General features: G+C 66.4%; 19 protein-coding genes and 1 riboswitch. Of the genes, 8 read left to right on the forward strand and 11 right to left on the reverse strand.

From position 1 onward, the window contains the following. Nucleotides 1-670 precede the first annotated feature (670 nt). Nucleotides 671-1,171 carry a histone gene (locus tag QMZ25_RS03075; RefSeq protein WP_065174792.1) on the forward strand — a complete coding sequence of 167 codons (501 nt, stop codon included), beginning with the start codon at nucleotides 671-673 and terminating at the stop codon, nucleotides 1,169-1,171. Between the two features lie 140 nt (nucleotides 1,172-1,311). Here QMZ25_RS03075 and QMZ25_RS03080 read toward each other — a convergent pair whose 3' ends face one another. After that, nucleotides 1,312-2,712, reverse strand: coding sequence for a serine hydrolase domain-containing protein (locus QMZ25_RS03080; protein ID WP_053520262.1), 1,401 nt, complete (start codon nucleotides 2,710-2,712; stop codon nucleotides 1,312-1,314). Nucleotides 2,713-2,996: 284 nt separating this feature from the next. On the opposite strand from QMZ25_RS03080, the gene QMZ25_RS03085 reads away from it, so the two are divergent. Both QMZ25_RS03085 and QMZ25_RS03090 read left to right on the forward strand, forming a co-directional pair. After that, a complete protein-coding gene (locus tag QMZ25_RS03085) occupies nucleotides 2,997-4,325 on the forward strand; it encodes an MFS transporter (RefSeq protein ID WP_053520263.1) in 1,329 nt (442 codons plus the stop codon). A 29-nt stretch (nucleotides 4,326-4,354) separates the two neighbouring features. Continuing rightward, complete coding sequence (locus QMZ25_RS03090) at nucleotides 4,355-4,705, forward strand: DUF1304 domain-containing protein (protein ID WP_111186717.1); 351 nt, start codon at nucleotides 4,355-4,357, stop codon at nucleotides 4,703-4,705. A gap of 472 nt (nucleotides 4,706-5,177) precedes the next feature. On the opposite strand, the gene QMZ25_RS03095 is transcribed toward QMZ25_RS03090, so the two are convergent. From QMZ25_RS03095 to QMZ25_RS03105, 3 genes are all read right to left on the reverse strand, one after another. Continuing rightward, entirely contained in the window at nucleotides 5,178-5,645 is a 468-nt protein-coding gene (locus QMZ25_RS03095) for a hotdog fold domain-containing protein (RefSeq protein ID WP_065174794.1), read from the reverse strand. A gap of 74 nt (nucleotides 5,646-5,719) precedes the next feature. Beyond that, nucleotides 5,720-8,197, reverse strand: a complete 2,478-nt coding sequence (locus QMZ25_RS03100; protein WP_074899564.1) for an acyl-CoA dehydrogenase — start codon at nucleotides 8,195-8,197, stop codon at nucleotides 5,720-5,722. Beyond that, a complete protein-coding gene (locus tag QMZ25_RS03105; protein ID WP_065174796.1) occupies nucleotides 8,194-9,111 on the reverse strand; it encodes an alpha/beta hydrolase in 918 nt (305 codons plus the stop codon). The genes QMZ25_RS03100 and QMZ25_RS03105 overlap by 4 nt, the downstream gene beginning before the upstream one ends. A 141-nt stretch (nucleotides 9,112-9,252) precedes the next feature. On the opposite strand from QMZ25_RS03105, the gene QMZ25_RS03110 reads away from it, so the two are divergent. Next, nucleotides 9,253-9,855: a TetR/AcrR family transcriptional regulator gene (locus tag QMZ25_RS03110; protein ID WP_283219108.1), complete on the forward strand. Its 603-nt coding sequence runs from the start codon at nucleotides 9,253-9,255 to the stop codon at nucleotides 9,853-9,855. 139 nt (nucleotides 9,856-9,994) lie between these two features. On the opposite strand, the gene QMZ25_RS03115 is transcribed toward QMZ25_RS03110, so the two are convergent. From QMZ25_RS03115 to QMZ25_RS03125, 3 genes are all read right to left on the reverse strand, one after another. After that, entirely contained in the window at nucleotides 9,995-12,739 is a 2,745-nt protein-coding gene (locus QMZ25_RS03115) for a TonB-dependent receptor (RefSeq protein ID WP_065174797.1), read from the reverse strand. A 384-nt stretch (nucleotides 12,740-13,123) separates the two neighbouring features. Then, nucleotides 13,124-13,972, reverse strand: coding sequence for a hypothetical protein (locus tag QMZ25_RS03120; protein ID WP_128990771.1), 849 nt, complete (start codon nucleotides 13,970-13,972; stop codon nucleotides 13,124-13,126). Between the two features lie 117 nt (nucleotides 13,973-14,089). Further along, entirely contained in the window at nucleotides 14,090-14,983 is an 894-nt protein-coding gene (locus QMZ25_RS03125) for an Hsp33 family molecular chaperone HslO (protein WP_283219109.1), read from the reverse strand. A 77-nt stretch (nucleotides 14,984-15,060) separates the two neighbouring features. On the opposite strand from QMZ25_RS03125, the gene mtgA reads away from it, so the two are divergent. Genes mtgA through QMZ25_RS03140 form a run of 3 tightly spaced genes read left to right on the forward strand, consistent with a single transcriptional unit; the run spans nucleotide 15,061 to nucleotide 17,266 of the window. Beyond that, nucleotides 15,061-15,810, forward strand: coding sequence for a monofunctional biosynthetic peptidoglycan transglycosylase (mtgA, locus tag QMZ25_RS03130; RefSeq protein WP_197572348.1), 750 nt, complete (start codon nucleotides 15,061-15,063; stop codon nucleotides 15,808-15,810). A gap of 45 nt (nucleotides 15,811-15,855) precedes the next feature. Further along, the gene (locus tag QMZ25_RS03135; RefSeq protein ID WP_065174800.1) at nucleotides 15,856-16,875 is read left to right on the forward strand and encodes a glycosyltransferase family 2 protein; all 1,020 of its coding nucleotides are present in this window, start codon (nucleotides 15,856-15,858) and stop codon (nucleotides 16,873-16,875) included. Next, a complete protein-coding gene (locus QMZ25_RS03140) occupies nucleotides 16,835-17,266 on the forward strand; it encodes a CBS domain-containing protein (RefSeq protein WP_053520201.1) in 432 nt (143 codons plus the stop codon). Before QMZ25_RS03135 ends, QMZ25_RS03140 begins: the two co-directional genes overlap by 41 nt. Nucleotides 17,267-17,592: 326 nt before the next feature. On the opposite strand, the gene QMZ25_RS03145 is transcribed toward QMZ25_RS03140, so the two are convergent. From QMZ25_RS03145 to QMZ25_RS03160, 4 genes are all read right to left on the reverse strand, one after another. Continuing rightward, entirely contained in the window at nucleotides 17,593-19,566 is a 1,974-nt protein-coding gene (locus QMZ25_RS03145; protein WP_065174801.1) for an AsmA family protein, read from the reverse strand. Between the two features lie 85 nt (nucleotides 19,567-19,651). Further along, nucleotides 19,652-20,290, reverse strand: a complete 639-nt coding sequence (locus tag QMZ25_RS03150; protein ID WP_053519889.1) for a hemolysin III family protein — start codon at nucleotides 20,288-20,290, stop codon at nucleotides 19,652-19,654. A 113-nt stretch (nucleotides 20,291-20,403) separates the two neighbouring features. Then, the gene (locus QMZ25_RS03155) at nucleotides 20,404-22,008 is read right to left on the reverse strand and encodes a peptide chain release factor 3 (RefSeq protein WP_065174802.1); all 1,605 of its coding nucleotides are present in this window, start codon (nucleotides 22,006-22,008) and stop codon (nucleotides 20,404-20,406) included. Between the two features lie 66 nt (nucleotides 22,009-22,074). Continuing rightward, nucleotides 22,075-22,959 carry a M23 family metallopeptidase gene (locus QMZ25_RS03160; RefSeq protein ID WP_053519887.1) on the reverse strand — a complete coding sequence of 295 codons (885 nt, stop codon included), beginning with the start codon at nucleotides 22,957-22,959 and terminating at the stop codon, nucleotides 22,075-22,077. 135 nt (nucleotides 22,960-23,094) lie between these two features. Then, nucleotides 23,095-23,213: riboswitch (SAM riboswitch) on the forward strand. A gap of 77 nt (nucleotides 23,214-23,290) precedes the next feature. On the opposite strand from QMZ25_RS03160, the gene QMZ25_RS03165 reads away from it, so the two are divergent. Then, nucleotides 23,291-24,220, forward strand: a 930-nt coding sequence (locus QMZ25_RS03165; protein WP_283219110.1) for a homoserine O-succinyltransferase, incomplete at its 3' end; no start/stop codon positions are given.

Consider the following 24,220-nt stretch of genomic DNA (forward strand, 5'->3'; position numbering starts at 1 on the left):
GCATCAGGCGCTTCGGAAGGGTGTCTTCGGACGCGCGCAGTTTTGCGCAAATCCGCGTTTCCACCCCGCGCCGGCGCGTTCGAATGTGAAAACTTTTCCTGCCTCGTTGCGGCCCCGTTGTGGTGGCGCGGCAGGCCGCTGCGATACGTAGCCCGGGTGCGTGCGCGAGGTGGCGCAGGAATGGCACGCATCTACGCAGAGTGCTTATTTCAAGTGTTTTTTCTTGAGCGCGCGCGCGCGCAGTGGCGCGCGTGGCGGTCGTGTTGTGCACGCCAGCGGTGTCTGCGGAAGCGAAACGAGGACGCTGGAGACGGTGTCCGGGACGGCGCCAATGTGAAAATTTTTCGCGGGGGTTGTTGACAGTAAAAAAAAGCGTGATTAGGTTTCGCCTCAGCAGACCTTGCCTGCCCAACCGAGTGCGCAGAATCAATCGTCCGATGCGAAGCAGCCCCTCGAAAGCCACCGCGATCCCCAAGACGGTGGACATGGCCCCGCTTCCCCCGGAGAAATGCAAGGCAACTCCCGTTCCGATGCCTGCTCCGCCGATCGAGGCAGGCATTGCCGCATCCGTAACGGCGCGCCTGACGCGCCGGCGGTCCCCGCACGCAGCATCCGCGGGTTTGATCCACCTGGGCGTTTCAACTCCCTATCACTGACGAGGAGCCATCCCATGGCAACCAAGAAAGCTGCGAAGAAAAAGCCCGCCGCCAAGAAGGCGGTGAAGAAGGTCGCTAAGAAGGCCGCTGCCAAGAAGGCAGTGAAGAAGGTCGCAAAGAAGGCGACCGCCAAGAAGGCGGTGAAGAAGGCTGCGAAGAAGGTCGCCAAGAAGACCACTGCGAAGAAGGCAGTGAAGAAGGCGGCAAAGAAGGTAGCCAAGAAGCCGGCGAAGAAGACCGCGAAGAAGGCAGTGAAGAAGGTCGCCAAGAAGGCAGCGAAGAAGACTGCAAAGAAGGCCGCCAAGAAGACCACTGCCCGCAAGCCGGCCAAGAAGGTCGCCAAGAAGGCGACCAAGAAGGCCGTAAAGAAGGTTGCGAAGAAGGCGGCCAAGAAGGCGACCAAGAAGGCTGCCCCGAAGAAGGCAGCGAAGAAGGTCGCCAAGCGCAAGCCGGCCGCCCGCAAGAAGAAGGCCGCTCCGGTCGCTCTGCCGGCAACCCCGGCGCCGCTGATCTAAGTACTTCCCGATAGCCGTACCCTGAAACCCCTTCCTCGGCTGCCCAGCGAGGAGGGGGTTTTTTTATCCCCTGCCTGCAGCCCGCAAAAAAAAAGGGCGACCGATGGGCCGCCCTTCCGGTGATGCCAGGGAGTGCCGGTTCAGCGCGGCGAGGCGACCGCGCGGTTGCTGGATGCACCCTTGCCCTTGCGCTTGTCCTGCTGCGCCGGGCTTGCGCCCTCGGCCATCAGGTTGTCGCTGCCGAAGTCGGTATCCACGTCCAGCCAGCGTTGCGAGGGAAGGCCAAGCGCGGAGTCGAGCACGGTCGGCAGCAGGCCGCTGGGCAGGCCGCTTTCGCCGTTCCACATGATCGCGATGCCAAGATCACGCTCCGGGACCAGAGCGACAAGGCCACGGTAGCCCTGCACGGCGCCGGCGTGGAACACCACGTCATGACCGGCGTAATCGAAGGTGCGCCAGCCGAGCGCGTAGCCGGCCGAATGCAGACGCTCGCGGCGCCAGCCCGACCGCATTTCGCCCGGCGTGTTGATCAGGCTCGAATGCAGGGTGGCCAGCAGCGGTGCCGGCAGCACGTCGGGGCGATGACCGGTGTGGGCCAGCAGCCACTGTGCCATGTCGCTGGCACTGGCGTTGACGCCGGCCGCCGGCGCGACCCGGTAGTAGGTCGGCTTCGGCGTCAGCGACACCCAGCCATTACGGCTGCGCACATGCGGACGTGCCCACCGCGAACTGGCCTGGATGCCGGCCAGGCCGAGGCTGGCATCGTTCATGCCCAGCGGCTTGAAGATGCGGCGCTCGACCGCCTGCTCGTAGAAGCTGCCGGAGGCGGCGTAGACGACGTCGCCGATCAGGCTGAAGGCCACGTTCTGGTAGGCGTAGCAGTCGCCTGGCAGGCACTTGAGGCTGGTGTTGGCCAGCTTCTGGGTCAGTGCGTAGTACTCGGCGTTGCCTTCGATGTCACGGTCGTAGGCGTTGTAGGGCAGGCCGACGCGGTGGCTGAGCACGTCGGCGACGGTCAGACGCTCGGTGGCTTCCGGCGAGTTGAGGCGGAAGCCGGGCACATAGTCGGTGACCTTGCTGTCCCAGCGCAGCGTGCCGTCATTGACCAGCAGGCCGGCCATGGTGCCCGCGAAGGCCTTGGACAGCGAGGCCAGCCGGAACACGGTATGGGCATCGACCGGCAGCGGATTGTTGACGTCGGTGACGCCGTAACCGCGCGCACTCAGCACGCGTCCACCCTGCACGATCGCCACCGCCATGCCCGGCACGCGCTCGCCATAGGTGAGCTGCTGCGCCATCGATTCGATGTTGGCAACGTTGAAGCCGGGGGCGGGTGCCTGCACCTGCGGCATCAGGCCGGTACGGTAAGCGGCCGGCTGGGTATGAGCGACGGCCGGCGCGGCCGCGGTCTCGATGTTGGCCGGCATCGGCGGCAAGGCCGGCGGGGTCTGCGCGGTGGTGGACAAGGCAACGGGCATCAGCATGCCCAGCAAACCGGTGGCCGCCGAACGGATCGGACGACGCAGGCTGTTCTTTTTCATCGGTTGGACCCGTGCGCGACTGCTGATGGCGATTCTAGCGCCGCTTTTCGCCTGTGCACAAACAAAGCGAAGATGAATGCGCATCTCGTTGAAAAAGTTGGAATTTTGACGCTGCCGGATTGTGTATCCGAACGTGTCGGCGGTCGCCCGTGCGAGTCCCCTGCGGTGCCACCTGCGTGCCGCGCTGGCGATGTTGCAGTGCATTGGCTAACGTACGCGCTTTGCCGCCCCCCGGAGCCTGCCATGCCGCTGTCCAACCGCTGCCTGCTGGCGTGGGGCGCCGCATGAGTTCGGTGCAGGACGGGAGGCCGTTGCGCGGGCTGCTGGCAGCGCTGCGCGAGTCCCCGGCTCTGTGGTGGTCGTTCCTCTACTTCTTCTGCCTGCTGAGCGGCTACTACGTGCTGCGACCGGTACGCGAGGCGATGGCGGCCTCGGCCGACCTGGAGACGGTGTTCCCGCCGGTGCTGATCGCCTGGTTCGCCAGCCACGGCATCGCACTGAAGGATTTCGTCCTGCAGTTCCTGTTTTCCTGCGTGTTCGTGATCATGCTGGTGCTGCAGCCGGTCTATGGCTGGCTGGTCAGCCGCTTTCCGCGGCGGGTATTCCTGCCGGCCGTGTATGGCTTCTTCATCGCGACCCTGCTGGGCTTCTACGCACTGTTCGATAGCGGCGTGCCGGGGCGGGGCATGGCCTTCTTCTTCTGGGTCATGGTGTTCAACCTGTTCGCCGTCGCCGTGTTCTGGAGCTTCATGGCGGATGTGTTCTCCAACGTGCAGGCCCGTGCGTACTACGGCTACATCGGCGCGGCCGGCACGCTCGGCGCGTTCCTCGGCCCGATCATCACCAGTGCGCTGGTGCAGCGGGTGGGTATCGCCAACCTGATGCTGGTCTCGGCCGGCTTCCTGATCGTGTGCCTGCTGTGCATCTGGCGCCTGCGGCACTGGGCGGTGCTGCGTGAACGCGAGCAGCAACTGGTCTCCGGCGAGCAGCCGATGGGCGGCAGCGTGCTTGATGGCCTGAAGCTGATCGCGCGCGAGCCCCTGCTGCGCTGGCTGGCCATCATGGTGGTGTTCGGCGTCGGCGTGGGAACGCTGCTGTACAACCAGCAGGCCAGCATCGTGCGCGCGTCGTTCACCGACCCTGCGGCGAGCACCGCATTTTTCTCGCGCATCGATCTGGCGGTGAACGCGCTGGCCCTGCTGATGCAGCTGGGCCTGACCCGCTGGCTGCTGTCGCGCCACGGCATCGCTCCGGCGCTGTTGATTCCCGGCTTCGCGATCCTGATCGGCTTCTCGGTGCTGGCGGCGTCGCCGATGCCGCTGATGGTGGCGGTGGTGCAGGTGATGACCCGGGCCAGCGAGTTCGCCCTGGCCAAGCCGGCACGCGAGACGATCTATACCCGTGTCGACCGGCAATGGCGCTACAAGGCCGGTGCGGCCATCGACACGGTGGTCTATCGTGGGGCCGACCTGAGCTTCACCTGGGTGCACAAGGGACTGGCATTGTTCGGTTCGCACGTGGTGTTCATCGGAGGCGTTGCGGTGGCCGCGTTCATGACGCTGGCCGCGTTCGGCGTGCTGCGCGAAGAGAAGAAGCTGCCCCGCGACCGTTGAGGTCGCCCCCCATTTGAGGAGAACCCACGATGTCATGGATCGCGTTGCTGCTGACGCTGCTGGTTGCCGCGCTGCATGTGTACTTCCTGGTGCTGGAGATGTTCCTGTGGACGCGGCCACTGGGGCTGAAGACGTTCCGCAACACGCCGGAGAAGGCGCAGACCACACAGGTGCTGGCGGCCAACCAGGGGCTGTACAACGGCTTCCTGGCGGCCGGCATCGTGGCGGGGCTGGTGATGGCACAGCCGGTGCTGGTGACGTTCTCGCTGGCCTGCGTGGTCGTGGCGGGGTGCTATGGCGCCTACAGCGTGAGCCGCCGGATCTTCATGATCCAGGCGCTGCCGGCGATCCTGGCGCTGGTGCTGCGCGCGCTGGTGTGAGTTCCGGCCAACGGCGCAGCCCCTCGTGGGTTGGCCGCGTAGAGCGTGTCATGGGTTTGGCCAGGCGGGTTGGGTTCGCGGGGGACGCCGCAAGTACGTCCCTGTAGGCTTGGCCGCGGCATCCATGCCGCGGACACCCCCGCGAACCCAACCCGCCCGGCCCCTGACAGTTTCCGCGGGCGTCCAGCCCACGGAGAAGAAAAAAAAGAGCAAACAGCAACACCAACAGCAAAAGCGGCCGATGGGCTGCTTTTGCTTCTGCTCTTCTTTTTTCTTCTGCGTGGGTTGGACGCCGCACAGATCTGTCAGAGGCCGGATGGGTCGGGCCGGGCGGGGTATCCGCGCCATGGATGGCGCGGCTAAGCCCCCAGGGATGGGTTCACGGCGTCCCCGCCTGGCTCGACCCATCCGGCCCAACCGATAACCGCATGCCGCGACCAACCCACGAGGGGCTGCGCCGTTGGCCGGAACCTCACTTGGCCGGCGACATCCACATGTCGATGACGGCGCTGAACACTTCGGTCCCTGCACGGTCGCGTACGCTCACCGTCACCGGCAGCGCATAGCCCTGGGCCGCGACCACGATCGGCTGCGCCGGCAGTGCCACCGCCTGCAGCGTGCCGCGTGCCTTGGCCAGGTACTGCACCTGCATGCCCTTGGGGATCCAGCGCATGCCCTTCGGCAGTGATGCATCAACCATCAGCCCGGCCGTCAGTTCGGCCAGATTGCACATCGCGATCGCGTGCACCGTGCCGATGTGGTTGCGCACCCTGCGCCGGTCCACCAGCGTACCTTCGCAGCGGCCGTTTTCCAGGCGGGTGATGCGCGGCGCGATGCTGGCGAAGTAGGGCGCCTTGAAGCACACCGCGCGCGAGAACAGCCAGGTGCCGGCAGGCCAGCGCTGCAGGCGGTTGTAGAGCGAGAGCAGGGGCGTGGACATGGTGGGATTCCGTTGGGCGGATAAAGCGACGGCGGGCCGAGGCCCGCCGTCGAGGCAACGCGTGTCGCGGGCGATCAGGCGGCCTGCGAGTGCGGGTCCTTGTGCTGGCGGTCGTAGTAGCTGGCCGCGCGCAGTTCGTGGGTGTCGAAGTCGTCCACGGTGATGGTGTCCAGGGTCAGCGTGCGCAGCTCTTCCAGCAGCGTGCGCTCGTCCTGGGTGATCACACCTTCGGCCACGGCTTCGTCCAGCTGGCTCTGGAAGTCCAGCGCCTCGATGCCCTTGCTCTTCAGCGCCTTCAGGAACTTGCGCTCCACCGGCTCGGCCATGATGGCCTTGGCCAGATAGCTGTTGATGCGGCCGCCCGGGTTGTTCTCGCACGGGGTCAGGAACACACCCTGTGCCAGGCGGTCGCGCGCTTCGTTCGGCGCCATCAGCAGAGCGGCGACGCGACGGCTCAGGCGATCACCCGGTGCTTCGGCGCGGCGGCCCAGCGGGAAGATCAGTGCCCACATCAGCCAGCCGATCGGACGGATCGGGAAGTTGCGCAGGGCGGCCGACAGCGATTCTTCGATCTTGTGCACGCTGTCATGGAAGGCCCACGCCAGCAGCGGCTGGTCGGCCTGCGGTGCGCCCTCATCGTGGTAGCGCTTGAGCATGGCGCTGGTCATGTAGATGTGGCTCAGCACATCGCCCAGGCGGCCGGACAGCGATTCCTTGAACTTCAGCTTGCCGCCGAGCGTCATCATCGAGATGTCGGCCATCAGCGCCAGATTGGCCGAATAGCGGTCCAGCTTGCGGAAATAACGGCGGGTGTAGGCATCGCCCGGGGCGGCACCGAAGCGAGCGCCGGTCAGGCCGAACCAGAACGAGCGCACGGCGTTGGAAATGCCGTAGCGGATGTGGCCGAACAGGCTGCGGTCGAATTCCTGCAGGCCGGCACGGGTATCCGGATCCTGTGCAGCCTTCATCTCCTTCAGCACCCACGGGTGGCAGAGAATCGCACCCTGGCCGAAGATCAGCAGGCTGCGGGTCATGATGTTGGCGCCTTCCACGGTGATCGCGATCGGCGCAGCCTGCCAGCTGCGGCCGGCGAAGTTGCGCGGGCCGAGGATGATGCCCTTGCCGCCGATGACATCCATCACGTCCGAGATCACCTCGCGGCTCATGCTGGTGCAGTGGTACTTGGCGATCGCCGACGGTACCGATGGCACGTCGCCGCGGTCGACGGCGGCAGCCGTGGCCTGCGACAGCGCGCTGATCTTGTAGGCCTTGCCGCCGATGCGGGCCAGTGCCTCCTCCACGCCTTCAAAGCGGCCGACCGACAGGCCGAACTGCTTGCGGATGCGCGCGTAGGCGCCGGTCACCGCAGCGCCGGCCTTGGCGCCACCGCTGGCGGTGGACGGCAGCGTGATCGAACGGCCCACGGCCAGGCATTCGTTGAGCATGTTCCAGCCCTTGCCGGCCATGGCAGCGCCGCCGATGAGCTGGGTCAGCGGGATGAACACGTCCTTGCCGCGAATCGGGCCGTTCTGGAAGGTCGAGTTCAGCGGGAAGTGGCGGCGGCCGATCTCGACGCCGGCGGTATCGCGCGGCAGCAGGCCCAGAGTGATGCCGATGTCGCGGGTCTCTCCGATCAGGCCATCCGGGTCGTACATGCGGAAGGCCAGACCGATCAGCGATGCGACCGGAGCCAGGGTGATGTAACGCTTGTCGAACGTCAGCCTGACGCCCAGCACCTGCTCGCCATTCCATTCGCCCCGGCAGACGATGCCGTAGTCGGGAATCGAGGTGGCATCGGAGCCGGCAAACGGGCCGGTCAGGCCGAAGCAGGGCACTTCACGGCCGTCGGCCAGACGCGGCAGGTACTGGTCCTTCTGCTCCTGGGTGCCGTAATGCACCAGCAGTTCACCCGGACCCAGCGAGTTCGGCACGCCGACGGTCGAGCTGACCACCGAGGATACCGAGGCCAGCTTCTGGATCACCTTGTGGTGGGCCAGCGCAGAGAAGCCCAGGCCGCCGTATTCCTTCGGGATGATCATGCCGAAGAACTTGTTCTTCTTGATGAAGGCCCACAGCTCGGGCGGCAGGTCGGCGTGGACGTGGGTGATCTCCCAGTCGTTGACCATCCGGCACAGCTCTTCCACCGGGCCGTCGAGGAAGGCCTGCTCCTCGGCGGTCAACTGCGGCTTGGGATAGTTGAGCAGGATGTTCCAGTCCGGATCGCCGGTGAACAGCTCGCCTTCAAAACCGACCGAGCCGGTTTCCAGTGCGATGCGCTCGGTCTGCGACAGCGGCGGCAGTACCTTGCGGAACACCTTCATCATCGGACCGGTCAGCAGCGGCTTGCGGATGAACGGCAGCAGCAGCGGTACGGCGATCACGGCCAGCACGGCGGCGGCGACGATCGTGGCGGTCTGGTTGACGTAGGGGATGAACCAGCAGGCGACCAGCAGCGCGGCGCCGATCAGCGTCCAGGTGACCAGCCGCATGCGGTGGTAGGCGGCGAATGCGCCTGCCAGCAGCAGGGCAAGGAAGGGAAGAACGATGCTCATGAGCGTGCTCCGGTGACGTGCTCGTTTGTGACGGACGAAGCTGCGGCGTCCACCGCAGGCAACACGTCCAGATAGTCCAACACAGTAGCGGTAAAGGCGTCGTTGTCGTCGCCGGCGACCATGTGCGTGGCCTGCGGCAACTGCACGTGGCGCGCGTGCGGGGCCAGCGCCAGGAATTCGGCCACGGTCTGCGGCGTGACCAGGTCACTGCGACCCCCACTGACCAGCAGCATCGGGCACTTCACCTGCCGCGCGGCATCGGCCAGCGCATCCTGGTGCTGCTCGCTGTCGCGGGCCAGCTCGGCGACCAGGCGCGGATCCCAGTGCCAGCGCCAGCGGCCGTGACCATCCTCGCGCAGCAGCGCGCGCAGCGACTGCTCGGATTTGCGAGGCCGGTGCGGCATGTAGGCGGAAATCACGTCGGCGGCCTGGGCCAGCGAGGCGAAGCCATCGGGATGGGCGGTCATGAAGGCGAGGATGCGCTCCACGCCCGCGGTATCCCAGCGCGGGGTGATGTCCACCAGCACCATCGCCGAGAACAGGCCCGGCCAGCGCGATTCGGCCAGCAGGCCGAACAGGCCGCCCATCGAGGCGGCGACCAGCACCGGCGGGCGCGGCTGTTCGCCGGCCAGCACGATCAGGTCGTCGGCGAACTGCTCGCCGTGATAGGGCAGGTCGGCGGCATTCCAGTCCGAATCGCCGTGACCGCGGGCGTCGTAGGCCAGCGTCTGCAGGCCGGCAGCAGACAGCGCGCGGGCCGTGGCGTTCCAGGCATGCCGGGTCTGCCCGAAACCGTGGGCGAACAGCACCCGGCCGCGGCGGCCGTGATCGCTGGCCGTGGCGGCCAGCCGTGTGCCGTGCGCGGCTTCCAGACGCAGGTCGTGGAACGCAACGGGTGTGGGGGAAGTAACCATACTTGCTAGTATGGATCGGTTGCGGGGGATGTCAATACTGCATGGTATGGTGCGGCGCGTCAGGTGGCCGGTCTGCACAGCGGAGCCCTTCGGCTGCATCCGCGTACTGCAACGAACCCCGCCGTATGGTTAAATCACTCCATGAATCAACCTGACGCTTCTGCCGGCGAACCGCGCGCCGGCCGCAACAGCCGCCTGAGCGCCGAAGACTGGGCCCAGGCGGCCCTCGATCTGATTGCTGAACAAGGCGCGGGTGCCGTCGCGGTGGAACCGCTGGCGCGGCGCCTCGGCGTCACCAAGGGCAGCTTCTACTGGCATTTCCCCTCGCGCGACGCACTGCTGCAGGCGGCGTTGGAGCGGTGGGAGCTGTTCGAGCAGGAGCAGGTGTTCGGCAGCCTGGAAGACGTGCCGGATCCGCGCGCGCGCCTGCGTCAGCTGTTCCAGATGGTGGCGCACGAAGTGCAGCCGCACATCATCTACAGCGAGCTGCTGAAGGCGCTGGACCATCCGATGGTGCGGCCGGTGATCGACCGCGTTTCGCAGCGTCGCCTCGATTACCTCATCGCCTCGTTCCGTCAGGCAGGCCTGAGCTCCACCGACGCACGCCATCGTGCGCGCCTGGCCTATGCGGCCTATGTGGGCTTCCTGCAGCTGTCGCTGCAGCTGCAGCAGCCGAAGCAGGCGCGGGAGGATTTCGAGGCCTATGTCGAACACCTGATCGAGACGCTCATTCCGAACGGCTGACGGTTTCCGTTGCCCACGAAAAAGCCGCGACCTGATCGCGGCTTTTTTGTTGCCGGTGCAGGGTGGTACGCCCCGGCAGTGCAGAAAGAACAACGGCCCCTTGCGGGGCCGTTGCTGCAGTCATCGATCGATCAACCGATCAGAACTTCTGCTTGTACTGCATGTACATGTAGCGGCCCGGCAGGTCGTACTGCGGGTCGAACATGTTGTAGGACACCGTGTACGAGACCGGCGGATCCTTGTCCCACGCGTTGTTCAGGCCCAGCATGATGGTGCCCTTCCACGGGGTGTTGTAGCGCACCTGGATGTCGTGGTACGTGGTGGCACCAATGTGGTTCTTGCGACCTTCCGGATCCGAGCAGTAGGCACGGGTGGATGCGCCCAGCAGGCAGTCTTCGGTCATGCCCGACTTGTAGCGCAGGCCGTAGTTGACACCGAAGTCACCGTAGGACCAGTCGACGTACAGGTTGGAACGGACGCGCCAGTACGGATCCTGGTCCAGATAGCGGCCCTGACGGCCATCAACCGGAGCATCTTCGGTCGACTTGGTCTCCCACTTGCTCAGGTAGGTGCCGTCCAGGCTGACGGTGAACTGGCCGAACGAGGTTTCCGGCAGCTTGTACAGCACGCCCAGATCCCAGCCCTCCACCTTGTACGACGCCAGGTTCATCAGCGGCATGTCGACGTTGGTGATGGTGTAGCGCTCGTTGATGGTGCCGTAGTTCGGGTCACGCGTGATCAGACCGCAGTAGGCTGCCTGCTGCTGCGCGGTACCACCGTAGCAACGATCCATGATGTCGCCGATCGCCGGACGGGTGATGGCGTCTTCGATCTTGATCTGCCACCAGTCCAGGGTCACGTTCAGGCCGGAGACGAAGCTCGGGCTCCACACCAGGCCCAGCGTCTTGCTGGTCGAGGTTTCCGGCTTCAGATCCGGGTTCGACTTCCAGGTGAACGGCTCGACGGTCTGCAGCGGGCCAGACTCGCCATCGGTGTTCGGCTGGACGAAGTTCGCCGGAACGCCCTGGGCGATACACTGCGCCAGCACTGCGCCGGTCGGGTTGTTGGCCCGGGCACACGGGTCGGCGTAGGTCTCGAACGAATCGGTGTCGCCGCGGTACAGGTTGTTGATGCTCGGAGCGCGGAAGCCTTCGGAATAGTTACCACGCACCATCAGGTCTTCGATCGGCTTCCAGCGGAAACCGAACTTGTTGTTGGTGGTGTTACCGAAGTTGCTGTAGTCCGAGTAACGGGTCGCCACGCTGAAGTCCAGCAGCTGGGCGCCCGGCAGATCGGCCAGGACCGGGATCGACAGTTCCAGGTAGAACTCGTCCAGGTCGTAAGCACCCTTGGTCGGCGCAGCGCCGTTGCCGGTGCTCAGGCCCGCTGCGATGAAGGCGTCGGGGTCGAACTGGCCGCTTTCCCTGCGGTTCTCATAACCGGCAGCGAAGCCCAGCGCACCGGCCGGCAGCTGCACGATCTCACCGGAGATGTTGGCGTAGTAGCTCTTCGACACCAGGCTGGCCGAATCGTGCGCGGTGAACGAGGTGTAGTCGAGTGCCGCCTGCGAGATCGAACCTTCGCCACCCAGCGGATTGATCGGTGCGCAGCCCGGAATGACGGCTCCGCCTGCGGTCAGACAGACAGCCTGGCCATCGCGGAGCGCCGACGGACCATACGCCTCATCCAGACGCTGGATGTTGAACAGGCCGTAGGTCAGGTCGTTCTGGTCGGTCTTGTCGTAGCGGTAGCCGACATCCCAGTCGAAGTTGCGGTCGGCGAACTCGAAGAAGCCTTCAAAGCCACCGTAGAAGTGCCAGTTCTTGACGTTCTGGTTGAACGAACGGCCGCCGGTTTCATTGAAACGACGGTTCACGCCGGTCAGGTCCTGGCCGTACGGGTTGTACATGCTGTCCGCGCTGAGCGTCATGCCCGTCACCGGCATGGCCGCCAGCAGCTGCTCGGACTTGCGCTCGTTGTACATCGCCTCGGTGCGGAAGGAGATGTTGTCCGTGATGTTGTACGAACCCACGGCGAACAGCGAGGTGCGCTCGTTCGGGGTCAGCAGGTAGTTGTCCGGCGCGGTGTTGTAGCCGTGCACGTTGCTGACGAACGGGGTTTCCACACCATTGATGATGACGTAGCGCTGATCATTGCGGACGTAGGAGCCCGGGATGCCGGTGCCGCTCTGGCCGCTGAAGAACGGCGGGCCGCCAGCGGAGATCTTGCGATTGCCGGCCATGACCTCCTTCTCGTTCACGTAGGACGCACCCAGCACCAGCGACGCACGGTCGGTGGTGGTGCCGATGGTGAAGTCATAGGCTTCACGATCGCCGTCGCCCTGGCTGTACTGGCCCTTGTAGAAGTTTGCCTCGGCGCCGTCGAAGTTCTGCTTGGTGATGATGTTCACCACGCCGGCGATGGCATCCGAACCGTAGATGGTCGAAGCGCCGTCCTTCAGGACGTCGATGCGCTCGATCATCGCGGTCGGGATGGTGTTCAGGTCGACGCTGCCGTCCAGACCGGTGGTCCAGCGACGGCCGTTGACCAGCACCAGGGTGCGCTCGGCGCCGAGGTTGCGCAGGCTGACGCCGGCCGAACCGTCACCACCGTTGTTGAAGGTGCGGTTCAGTGCGGCACCGTTGGCGGCGACGCGCTGCAGGATATCGGCAACCGAGGTCACACCCTGCTTTTCGATATCGGCGCGGGTCAGGCTCAGGACCGGCTGCGAGGTTTCGATGTCGGTGCTCTTGATGCGCGAACCGGTCACCGAAATGCGATCCAGGTTGGTCGCTTCCTGCGCCTGGGCGGTTACGGACGTGGCCGCACCCGCGATCAGCGCGACGACAACAGCGTCACGCAGCTTGTTGGACTGGAAATTCATTGGCTCTCTCTCTCCAAGAAATCTTGGCTGGGGTTATGCCCGGCGGGGAAGCGAAAGTGCGCTTCCAAATCGCGAGGCTGAGCCGATAGTAGCGGGCGCCTGCCAAGAATTAAAGCTGTGTTAATCAAAGCTGTGATTTGTGTAAATTCATGGAATGTCAATACTTTTCAACGGCTTGCAGTAGGGTTTGTGGCATGGTGCCTCGTTTGTTAAAAAAAAATGATGAAAAAAGTTTCCATTGATATGTATCGAAACATGTCGCGGCGGCGAGAAACGCACACATTGCGACAGCGCCGGAGGGGCGCAGAGGGAGTGCGGCACACGCAAACGCAACGGGCGCCTTCCGGCGCCCGCGATGTCACTGCATGAGGGAAGTGCGAGCGGTCAGAGATCCTGCTCGTAACGCACATACGGCACGGTGCCGTCGTCGTTGCTCTCGTTGCGTGGAGAGAAGGGGTTCTTGCCGCGGCTGATCACGTTCTCAGCGCCGACGGTGAGCTGGCCGGACCACGGCGTCCGCCAGGTCAGGCCGATGCCCAGACCTTCCCACTTGCCAGGGCGGCCGGGCACGTCGACCACGCGGCCGATGATGCTGCCGGTGAAGTTGCCGTAACCGGCGCCGAGGCTGAGGCTCTTGCTGTCCCAGCGATCGACCAGGGCCGGCGAGGCATCGGCCAGCGGAACCAGGCGTGCCTTGGCGTAGGTGCCGGCGATGGACACGAATCCTTCGCGGCCGATGTTCTTCTGCGCGAACACGGTCAGGTCGTTCTGCTCGGCACGCAGGGACGGCGTCTTGTTCGGGCCGGCCAGCCAGGCGGGCAGTGTTTCGCGACCGGTACCGGCGGTGATGCCCAGGCGGCTGCTGCCCCGGTTCAGGGCAGCCGTGCCGGTGAAGCGGCGGCTGCTGAGGTCATCGTCGTCGCCCAGGCTGGCCAGCATGCAGTGGCTGGCCAGACCGCTGATGCTGGTACTGCTGCTGTTGCTGCAGAGCAGGCCCAGCGAGTCGCCCGACGACAGGCCAAAGGCCGCATCCAGCGAATTGCGGCCGAAATGCCAGCGGGCGCCGGCGGCCTGCTCACCGGTGGGTTCCAGGTAGAGCAGGGCTTCGACCTTGCCGCTGCCCTTGTTCCACACCGGCAGCACCGTGCGGGTGTCCTTGCTCTGCGCATGCGCGCCCGCGACCGCGCCAAGGGCGATCAGCAGGGCCAGCGGTAGACGCAGATAGGTACGCATCGGACCAGTTCAGACAGGGACAGACAACGGAAGTTCCCGCAGGGGCGGGGACTCGATCCTAGGGTGTTTATGATTTCTTAACAAGCCTTGATCCTCCCCAGGTGCAAGACCCGCCGCTTACTGAAGGCGTTCAGGTGCCGGAACAGCCCCCTCGGCACCGTGGAACAGTATGCCGAACTCCGTCAACGGGAAGTGATACTCCCGTCCGCAGAATTCGCAGCGGACTTCGACCTCGCCGGTGGCTTCGGCCGCCGCCCGCGCCTCTTCCTCGCCCAGCGACTGCAGCATCGAGGCAACCCGTTCGCGCGAGCAGGAGCAGGCAAAGGACAGTGGCTTGCTGCCCATCAGCTCCGGGTTCTCCTCATGGAACAAGCGGTGCAGCAGCTGCTCGGCGGGAGTAGCGAGCAGTTCGGCCCTGCCCAGGGTCTCGAACAGGGCGCTGGCGCGTGACCAGCCGTCTTCGTCGCCCTCGTCGCCGGGCAGTTTCTGCAGCAGAAGGCCGCTGGCCCCCGCGCGGTCGGCGGCCAGCAGCAGTCGCGTCGGCAACTGCTCCGACTGCCGGAAGTAGTCCTCGAAGGCCTCGTCCAGTTCCGCGGCGCTGAGCCCGACCAGGCTCTGGTAGCGCTGCGGTTCGCGCGGGTCCAGCCCGGGGTTCTCGATGGTGATGGCGAGGAGGGCGTCATCGCCCAGGCTCGACAGATCGCGCGGCGCGTCGGCGCCCTCGCTGAGCTGGGCGATGCCGCGCAGGGTGCCGGCGGCGGTGCATTCGGCGAACAGCGTGCGCAGCGTGGTGCTGCTGCGCAGCTGGATGGACAGGCGGCCGTCGACCTTGGTGTGGCCGGTGAACAGCGCCGAGGCCACGCAGGCTTCGCCGAGCAGCTCGGCTGCGGCATCCGGGTAATGGGCATGGGACAGGATTTCCTGCCAGGTGGCCTGCAGGCGCACGTGTACGCCGCGGACACCCGCGTCGGGAAGCAGGAAGCGGATCAGGGAATCAGGTTGGGCGGTCATCGGCTCACATCGCGCGGAAACAGGGGTGGTTGCCGGATAATGCGCCGACAGCCAGGCAGAAGAAGGATGCACCACTAATGGGGGCAGAGGGAGAGCAGGACAAGGTGAAGGTGGCCGGGGACGTTCCGCGCCGCCGGCGTTGGCACTGGAAGCGGCTGCTGTGGCTGCCGGTGCTGTTCGTGGCCTTCAGCTGCCTGCAGGTGCTGGTGCTGCGCTTCGTGGATCCGCCCATTTCCAGCGTGATGCTGTGGCGCTACGGGGAGGCGCTGGGTGCGGGCGACTGGGCCTACCGGCTGCACTACCAGTGGCGGGATCTGGACCAGATGGCGCCGAGCCTGCCGATTTCGCTGGTGGCGGCCGAGGACCAGCGTTTCCCCGAACACAGTGGGTTCGATCTGCAGGCCATCGAGAAGGCGCGTGACCACAACGCGCGGGGCGGCCGGCTGCGCGGGGCCAGCACCATCAGCCAGCAGGTGGCCAAGAACCTGTTCCTCTGGCAGGGCCGCAGCTGGATCCGCAAGGGCCTGGAGGTCTGGTACACGGTGCTGATCGAAACGTTGTGGCCCAAGCAGCGGATCCTGGAGATGTACGCGAACATCGCCGAGTTCGGTGACGGCGTGTACGGTGCGCAGGCGGCGGCGAAGACCTTCTGGGGCAAGGACGCCGCGCGCCTCAGCCCGGCCGAGAGCGCACGGTTGGCGGCCGTGTTGCCGGCACCGCGGCGCTACAGCGCGGCCTCGCCCGGTCCCTACGTACAGCGTCGCGCCGCGTGGATCCAGCGCCAGGCCCGGCAGCTGGGCGGCGCTGCGTACCTGGCCGAGGACTGAGGCGGGCGTCTGCGCCGCTCCGCACTGGCGACGTACAATCCGGGCATGATCCGTGAACGCCTCACCGTCGTCATTGCCGCCTGCAACGAAGCTCTGGCGCTGCCGGTACTGCACCCGCGCCTGTGCGCGGTACTGGATGCGATGCCGGACATCGATGGCCACATCCTTTACGTTGACGACGGCAGCCAGGACGGAACCTGGGAGGTGATCGCCGCGCTGGCGCAGTCCGAGCCACGCGTGTCGGCGCTGAAGCTGTCGCGCAATTTCGGCAAGGAGGCCGCGCTGACCGCCGGGCTGGATCTCGTCCGCGAGGGTGCGGCGATGATTCTCGATGCCGACGGCCAGGATCCACCGGAGCTGCTGCCGCAGTTCGTGGCGCGGTGGCGCGAGGGTTATGACAACGTCTATGGCACGCGCCGGGCGCGCGCGGGCGAGAGCTGGGTCAAGCGTGCGACCGCGGCGATGTTCTACCGGGTGATCGGCCGCCTGTCGCGCACGCCGATTCCCGCCGATACCGGGGACTTCCGCCTGCTGTCGCCACGCGCGCTGAGCGCGTTGCGTGAAATGCGTGAGCGTCACCGTTTCATGAAGGGGCTTTTCAGCTGGGTTGGCTTCCGCCGGGTGGCGGTGCCGTACCAGCGCCACCCGCGGGTGGCCGGCAGCAGCAAGTTCAGCCTGTGGCGGCTGTGGAACTTCGCGCTGGAAGGCATCACCGGTTTCTCCACCGTGCCGCTGCGCGCGGCCACCTATCTGGGCCTGGCCACTGCGGCGGTGGCCTTCGTGTTCGGTGTCTGGGTGATCGTGAAGGCCGCGATGTACGGCGACCGCGTGGCGGGCTGGCCGACGATGATGGCGGTGATCCTGTTCCTGGGCGGCGTGCAGCTGATCGCGCTGGGCCTGATCGGCGAGTACCTGGGGCGCCTGTATGAGGAGTCCAAGCAGCGTCCCCTGTACCTGGTTGACGCCTGGCTAGCATCGTCCGTGGCAGACTCCGTCGTGCAACCCACCCTGGGAGGGCAGGCAGATGACGTCGGTACGGCAACTGTTGGACGGCAAGTCCCCTGAAGTGCATGCGGTCGCGCCCGGCGCGGCGGTGATCGATGCGATCCGGCTGATGGCCGAAAAGGGCATCGGTGCGGTGCTGGTGATGGAAGGGCCGCGACTGGTCGGCATCCTGTCCGAACGTGATTACGCCCGCAAGATCGTCCTGCGCGATCGTTCCTCACGCGATACGGCGGTAGCCGAGATCATGACTGCGAAGGTGGTGACGGTGGCGCCCGGCGAACAGGTCGAACATTGCCTGCAGCTGGTCACCGATTACCGTATCCGCCATCTGCCGGTGGTGGAGGGGGGACAGGTGCTGGGCGTGATTTCCATCGGCGATCTGGTGAAGTCGGTGATCGATGCACAGCGCCGCGAGCTGGACCAGCTGCAGCAGTACATCGTGGCGGGATGAGTTTTCGCTGGCGGGCCTGCGGCCCGCCGGCCCGCTGTTCGGAGCCGAAGCCGAAGCCAAAGCCAAAGCCAAAGCCAAAGCCAAAGCCAAAGCCAAAGCGGTGCCTTGCTGATGCGCCGGAAGGCGGAGGGCATGGCCGTGCAGGACACGCCGTAAACCCTTCCATGGGGGCTCGATGGCGCCATCCATGGCGCCAACGGTCCTGCACGGCCATGCCCTCCGCTTCTGGATACATTGCTGGGAACGCGGTGGGTAGCGGCCAGCCTTGGTTGGCAACACCTTGTGGTTCCGCGCGTGCCCCTCAATTCGCGATCCAACAAACGCTACTACTTCGCGTACTGCCCGCCGCAGTCGGCGTCCTTGCCGGGGCCCAGTTCGATCGTGGCCAGTAGCGCGGCCGGTGGCGCGATGCTTCCCAGTGCCAGGGCGACCGCACCGCGGACGCCGAGCGCCTTGAAGTCCGGGCGGAACGAAGGATCCTTGAACGTTCCGGCGATGTGCAGCGGCGAGCGCAGCACGAGGATGCTGCGGTCCTTCGGCCGTGGCTTCAGCAGCAGGTCCAGCGACTCATCGCGCAGGCTGACGGTGCCTTCGCCGAGAATCAGCGTGTCGGTGGTATCGACGGCGAACGTGCGGCTTGTCATCAATCCCTCGCGTACGCCGAAGTCGGCAAAGGCGCAGCGCAGCGGAATCTGCTTGTCGCCGGTCACCAGGAACTTGACTGCCTCGGTGATGTCCAGCCCGGCCAGTTCCATCACCAGATTGCCGACGTGGCCACGTCCCATTGCCAGGCCCACATCGCCATTGCTGCTGCCCAGCATGGCGGCGATCGAGTTGCCGCGGCCGCTGAGGTCGATTTCGCCACCGATGCCGCCCTTGGCCTGCTCGGCCAGCTTCGCATCCGGGAACAGTTGTCCCAGCTGCACGCCGCGCACGCTGGCCTTGAGCGCGGTGGCGATCTGCGGCTGCCGCGCATCCATGCGGATCGTGCTGCGGATGTCACCACCGGCCACACCGAAGTTCAGCGGGTCCAGCCGCAGCACGCCATCGTCCAGCAGCAGATGCGCATCCATATCGTCAAGCGGCAGCGATGGTGCGTTGATGCGATGTGCCTTCCAGCGCACATCGGCATCCATCGCGCGCAGCTTGCCCAGGTTGTACGGCGTGTCAGGCAGCACCCTGCTACTCGCGGCCACACGTGCGGCCTCGGCCTTCTGCTCGGCGTTGGCGGTCTCGCCGCCACCGGTTCTGGGCGGGGCGCCGACAAAGCCGGCCAGGTCGTCGAAGTCCAGCCGGCGGGACTCCAGCGTGGCCGTCAGGCGCGGGCGCGCACCACCTGTTTCGAACTTCACATTGCCGCCGAGATCGCTGTCGCCGACCTTGCCGGTGAACTGCTCGTAGCGCCACACGTTATGGTCGCGCTTCAGGCGCCCCTCCAGGGCATAGGGCGGCGAAGGCGGAATGGCGATGCCCAGCAGGGGATACAGGTCGGCCAGATCCTGGCCACTGAGCGCGAAAGCGAGGTCGAGCACCTGCAGCTGGAAGGGATTGGTCAGGGTGCCACGGGCGACGGCATGGGTGGCACCTGCACGCCCATCAAGATGGATGCGGAAGGGATGATCGCTGTCGGTCAGTTCCAGCGGAGATTCGGTGCCGCCGCGAAGGGTGAAAGGATTGCCCTGCCAACGACCCTTGCCCTGCACCAGCAGGGGCGGCGCGGCATCCGCCTGCCTGGGCCGGCCACTACGCACATTGACATGGATGTCGGTGCGACCCGCCGCGTCGATGAACTGCAGGCGGCCGTCATCGATACGCAGCCGCTTGAGCTGGGGCGTGGCGCCGCCGCGGCTGTCACCCAGGAAATCCCAGTTGCCCGGCTCGCCCTTGCGTGGGGCGGTTTCCAGCAGCACGTCGGGACGGGTCAGGCGGATCTCGGGGAGCTGCACGCTGCCCCGCAGCAGGGGCCACACCCGCAGGTCGATTTCGACCCGGTCGGCACTGGCCATGTTCGGCTGCTTCGCCCATGACGCATTGGCGAACGTGACGGTGTCGGCGCGGATCGTGCTGGTACGGCCGAGGTCGACATCCAGGTGGCCGATCTGCAGCACGCGGCCGGTCCGCGCCTGTACCGCCCGCTCGACCGGCCCCTTGAACCAGTTCCAGTCCCAGAGCGCGATCAATACCAGGATGGCCGCCAGCAGGAACACCAGCACCGCCAGCCAGCGCTGGCCTCGCGGGCCAGGGCGGCGGAAGCGCCAGCGCGACGGACGCGGCGGAGCAGGGGAGGCAGTCGCATTCACGCTGCCATGGTTGCCCTGCGCGGGTGGACGCAGCGCGAAGCGTTCATGTGCGCGGTGTGCACATGAACGCGTGTGGCACGGATATCTACAGCACCTGCATGGTCACCGCGACGAAGTGGCAGACACTGCCGCCGATCACGAACAGGTGCCAGATCGCATGCGAATAGGGGATCGATTCGCGGTGATAGAAGTAGGTTCCCAGCGTGTAGGAGATACCTCCGGCCAGCAGCCAGCCCAGCGTCCAGCCATCGATGGAGGCCAGCATGGGCTTGACCGCGACGATCACCAGCCAGCCCATGGCCACGTAGATGGCGGTGGACAGGCGCTTGAAGCGGCCGGTATAGAACAGCTTGAACACCACGCCGGCCAGGGCCAGCGTCCAGATCGCGGCGAACAGACCCCAGCCCCACGGGCCACGCAGGCCGATCAGCGTGAACGGCGTATAGGTACCGGCGATCAGTACATAGATCGCGCAGTGGTCGAAGACCTTCAGCCTGCCCTTGGCAACCGGATGCTGGATGGCGTGGTAGAGGGTGGAGGCGGTGTACAGCAGCAGCAGCGCGATGCCGAACACGATCGCACCTGCCAGTTGCCAGCCATCGCCGTAGATGGCGGCCAGGGTGATCAGCACGGCACCCGCACCGAGCGCCAGTACGGCGCCGAGACCGTGGGTCAGCGCACTGGCGATTTCTTCGCGGATCGAAGCAACGGAAGTCGAGGACATGGCGTAGGCATCATTCGCGGGGAGGGGGACCCGCGCCCCCCTATCATCGCCGCGATGGCGGGCGCATGCACGCCCGCCTCCACACGGAAGTCCGATGTCCTGACTGGCCGGATTCAGCCAGCGGTTAGGGTGTGCGCGGCCTCGCGGGTGGCGGCAAAGCGCACGTCGGGCGCGCGCTCCTGCGCCAGCTGCAGGTTGACCCGGGTCGGCGCGAGATAGACCAGATGGCCGGCGGCGTCGAGCGCCAGGTTCAGTGCGTTCTTCTCGCGGAACTCTTCCAGCTTCTTCTCGTTGCTGCAGTGGATCCAGCGCGCCGTGGTGACGCTGACCGGCTCGAAGGTGGCTTCCACGCCGTACTCGTCCTTCAGGCGGTAAGCGGCCACGTCGAACTGCAGCACGCCCACCGCACCCAGGATCAGATCGTTGCTGGTCAGCGGCCGGAAGAACTGGGTCGCGCCCTCTTCGGAGAGCTGGGCCAGGCCCTTCTGCAGCTGCTTGAGCTTGAGCGGATCGCGCAGGCGCGCACGGCGGAACAGCTCCGGGGCGAAGTTGGGGATGCCGGTGAAGGTGACGGCCTCGCCTTCGGTGAAGGTATCGCCGATGGAAATGGTGCCGTGGTTGTGGATGCCGATCACATCGCCCGGCCAGGCCTCGGCGGCGATTTCACGGTCGCTGGCCATGAAGGTCAGGGCGTTGGCCAGCTTCATCTCCTTGCCGGTGCGCACGTGGAAGGTCTTCATGCCCGCGCTGAAGCGGCCCGAGCACACCCGCATGAAGGCGACGCGGTCGCGGTGCTGCGGGTCCATGTTGGCCTGGATCTTGAACACGAAGCCGGTCAGCTTGCTCTCTTCCGGGGCGATCTCGCGGCCGGTGGTGGCGCGTGCCTGCGGCGATGGCGCGTGCTCGACGAAGAAGTCCAGCAGGGGCTGCACGCCGAAGTTGTTCACGCCCGAACCGAAGAACACCGGCGTCTGCTTGCCCTCGCGATAGGCCTGCAGGTCGAACGGATGGCTGGCGCCCTGCACGAGCTCCAGTTCATCGCGCAGGTCGGCCAGCATCTGTGCGCCGATCTTCTCGGCCAGGCCGGGAGCGTCGATCGACGGGAAGATGGTCGAATCCTGGCGGGTGAAGTTGCGACCCGGTTCGTACAGGTGCACCTCGCCGGTCAGCAGGTGGACCACGCCCTTCAGGCGCTGGCCCATGCCGATCGGCCAGGTGACGGGCGCGCACTGGATGCCCAGCACGGTTTCCACTTCATCCAGCAGTTCGATCGGGTCCTTGCCCTCGCGGTCCAGCTTGTTGATGAAGGTCATGATCGGGGTGTCGCGCAGGCGGCACACTTCCATCAGCTTGATGGTGCGCTCTTCCACGCCCTTGGCCACGTCGATCACCATCAGTGCCGAGTCCACCGCGGTCAGTACGCGGTAGGTGTCCTCGCCGAAGTCGGCGTGGCCGGGGGTGTCGAGCAGGTTGACGATCTTGCCTTCGTACGGGAACTGCATCACCGAGGAGGTGACGGAGATGCCGCGTTCCTTCTCCAGCGCCATCCAGTCGGAGGTGGCATGGCGGGCCGCCTTGCGGCCCTTGACCGAACCGGCCATCTGGATCGCGCCTCCGAACAGCAGCAGCTTTTCGGTCAGCGTGGTCTTGCCGGCGTCAGGATGGGAGATGATGGCGAAGGTGCGGCGACGCGACGCTTCGGTGGCGACTTCGGACATGGCAGTGGCGCCCGCCCGGGGCGCTTTTCAAAGAGATAAGCGCCTGATTATACCGGCCGTGGCCGGTCAGCGCCCGGCCGCGCCCTCGGCATCACCCTGGCGGGCGAACTGCAGCTGTCCCTGGGAGGCGAAGATGCGCACGGGTACCGAGCGCAGCGCCATGCCGCGGTTGACCTGCACCACGAAATGCAGGTGCGGGGCGCTGCTGTAGCCGCTGTTGCCGGACAGGCCGATCGGCTGTCCGGCCTGCACGGCCTGGCCACGACGCACGCGCATGCCGCCTGCCTGCAGATGGCCGTACAGCGCCATGCTGCCGTCGCTGTGCAGGACACGGATGAAATTCGCCCTGCCGCCGTCGCGCTCGCGGTCCTGGCCGTTGCCGCGGAAGCCGTCCTGGATCTGCATCACCGTTCCCTCGCGCGCGGCCAGCACCAGCGTCGCCTCGGGCAGGGCGAAGTCCACGGCGTCGCGGTTCTCCTCGTCATCGTGGCTGAACCGGCCCTGCGGCGCCTGGTCCACGCGCAGGCGTGCGGCGTCGAACGGCAGGCGGTAGGCCACGTCTTCGGCGCGGGCGTCGGGACGGCCCGGTACCGACTGCAGGCGTACGTCGAGCGTGCTGCCGCCCACGGGCGAGGGCAGGTGACCGACCACGAAGCTGCTGTCGCCCTGCACCAGCGACCGTACCGGCAGGCCCTCGATGGGGCGCCCGGGTCCAGCGCGCAGTTCAACCTGTAATGGGCCGGCCAGGGTGTTGTCGATCCGGGCCTGCCAGTATTCGCCCACCTGCTGCAGCCGCAGCTGCGCCATGGGGACCGCCTGGCCGATGCCCTGCGTGCCGGGGGCGGGGGCCGGTGAGGGCACCAGGCCCCAGCCCTGCCGCCAGTCGGCAGCTCCGGCGGTGGTGCTGACCAGCAGCGGCAGCAGCAGGCAGGACAAGGGCAGGCGCGGCATCGGGCGTTCCGGACAGGGGGACCGCCGCGACTGTACCTGATCCGCGAAAGGTGGGCCGCAGCGATCGCTCTGTGCATTCATCGCTTTATCCGCATGAAGGGATTGACATGCGCGGAAAGCGATGGCATCGTGGCTCCACCATCGAGACCGGCAGAGGGACAGGCCCTTTGAAGCCGGGGCAGCCCGCAGGCGCGCAAGTGCCGGCGTAGGTGCCAAATCCTGCGGGGACCGTGGCGTCCACCGGAAGATGGTTCGAACCATGCACCGCAGGTGCATCTCGAACGCGAGCCCCGCGAAGGCTCGATGGCCGATTCCCCTAACGGATCCCGCCATGAGCTTCGCCCCCAGCACCACGCTTCGCCCCGAACCCTTTGTCCCCGTCAGCGTGCCGGTCGAAGACCGCGTGCACGCCGAGCGCGGCGAGTTCGCCGCGGTGCTGTCGATGCGCCACGCCGGCGCGTGCCCGGTACGCGTTCGCTACGAATGGGTGGGACCGGTCGATGCACCGGTGGTGGTACTGGCTGGCGGCATCTCCGCCCATCGCCATGTGGCGTCCAACGCGCAGTTCGCCGAGAAGGGCTGGGCCGAGGAACTGGTCGGCAGTGGCCGCACGCTCGATCCGCAGCAGCTGCGCGTTCTGGCGTTCGACTTCATCGGTGCGGATGGCGCGCTGGACGTGCCGATCGACACGGCCGACCAGGCCGACGCGCTGGCCCTGCTGCTGGATCACCTGGGCATCCGCACACTGAAGGCCTTTGTCGGCTACTCCTATGGCGCCCTGGTCGGGCAGCAGTTCGCTGTCCGCCATCGCGCCCGCGTGCGCCAGCTGGTGCTGGCCAGTGGTGCGCACCGTCCGCACCCCTATGCCGCGGCGTGGCGTGCGTTGCAGCGCCGGGCGGTCGCCCTGGGACAGCTGCAATGCGGTGAAGACCATGGCCTGGCACTGGCCAGGCAGTTCGCGATGCTCAGCTACCGCACGCCGGAAGAGTTCGGCGAGCGCTTCGACGCTCCGCCCGAGGTGGTCAACGGCCGCGTCCGTGTGGCCGCCGAGGACTACCTCGACGCGGCGGGCGCGCAGTACGTCGCGCGCACCCCGGTGACCGCCTACCTGCGCCTGTCCGAATCGATCGACCTGCACCGCGTGGATCCCACCGCCATCCTGCCGCCAACCGTGGTGGTGGCCGTGGAAGGCGATCGGCTGGTGCCGTTGGCCGACCTGGTCGGTCTGGTCGAGGGGCTGGGTCCGCGCGGCAGCCTGCGC

The organism is Stenotrophomonas sp. RS-48, from assembly GCF_030053245.1.
In the GTDB taxonomy this organism is placed as follows: Bacteria; Pseudomonadota; Gammaproteobacteria; order Xanthomonadales; family Xanthomonadaceae; genus Stenotrophomonas; species Stenotrophomonas maltophilia_P.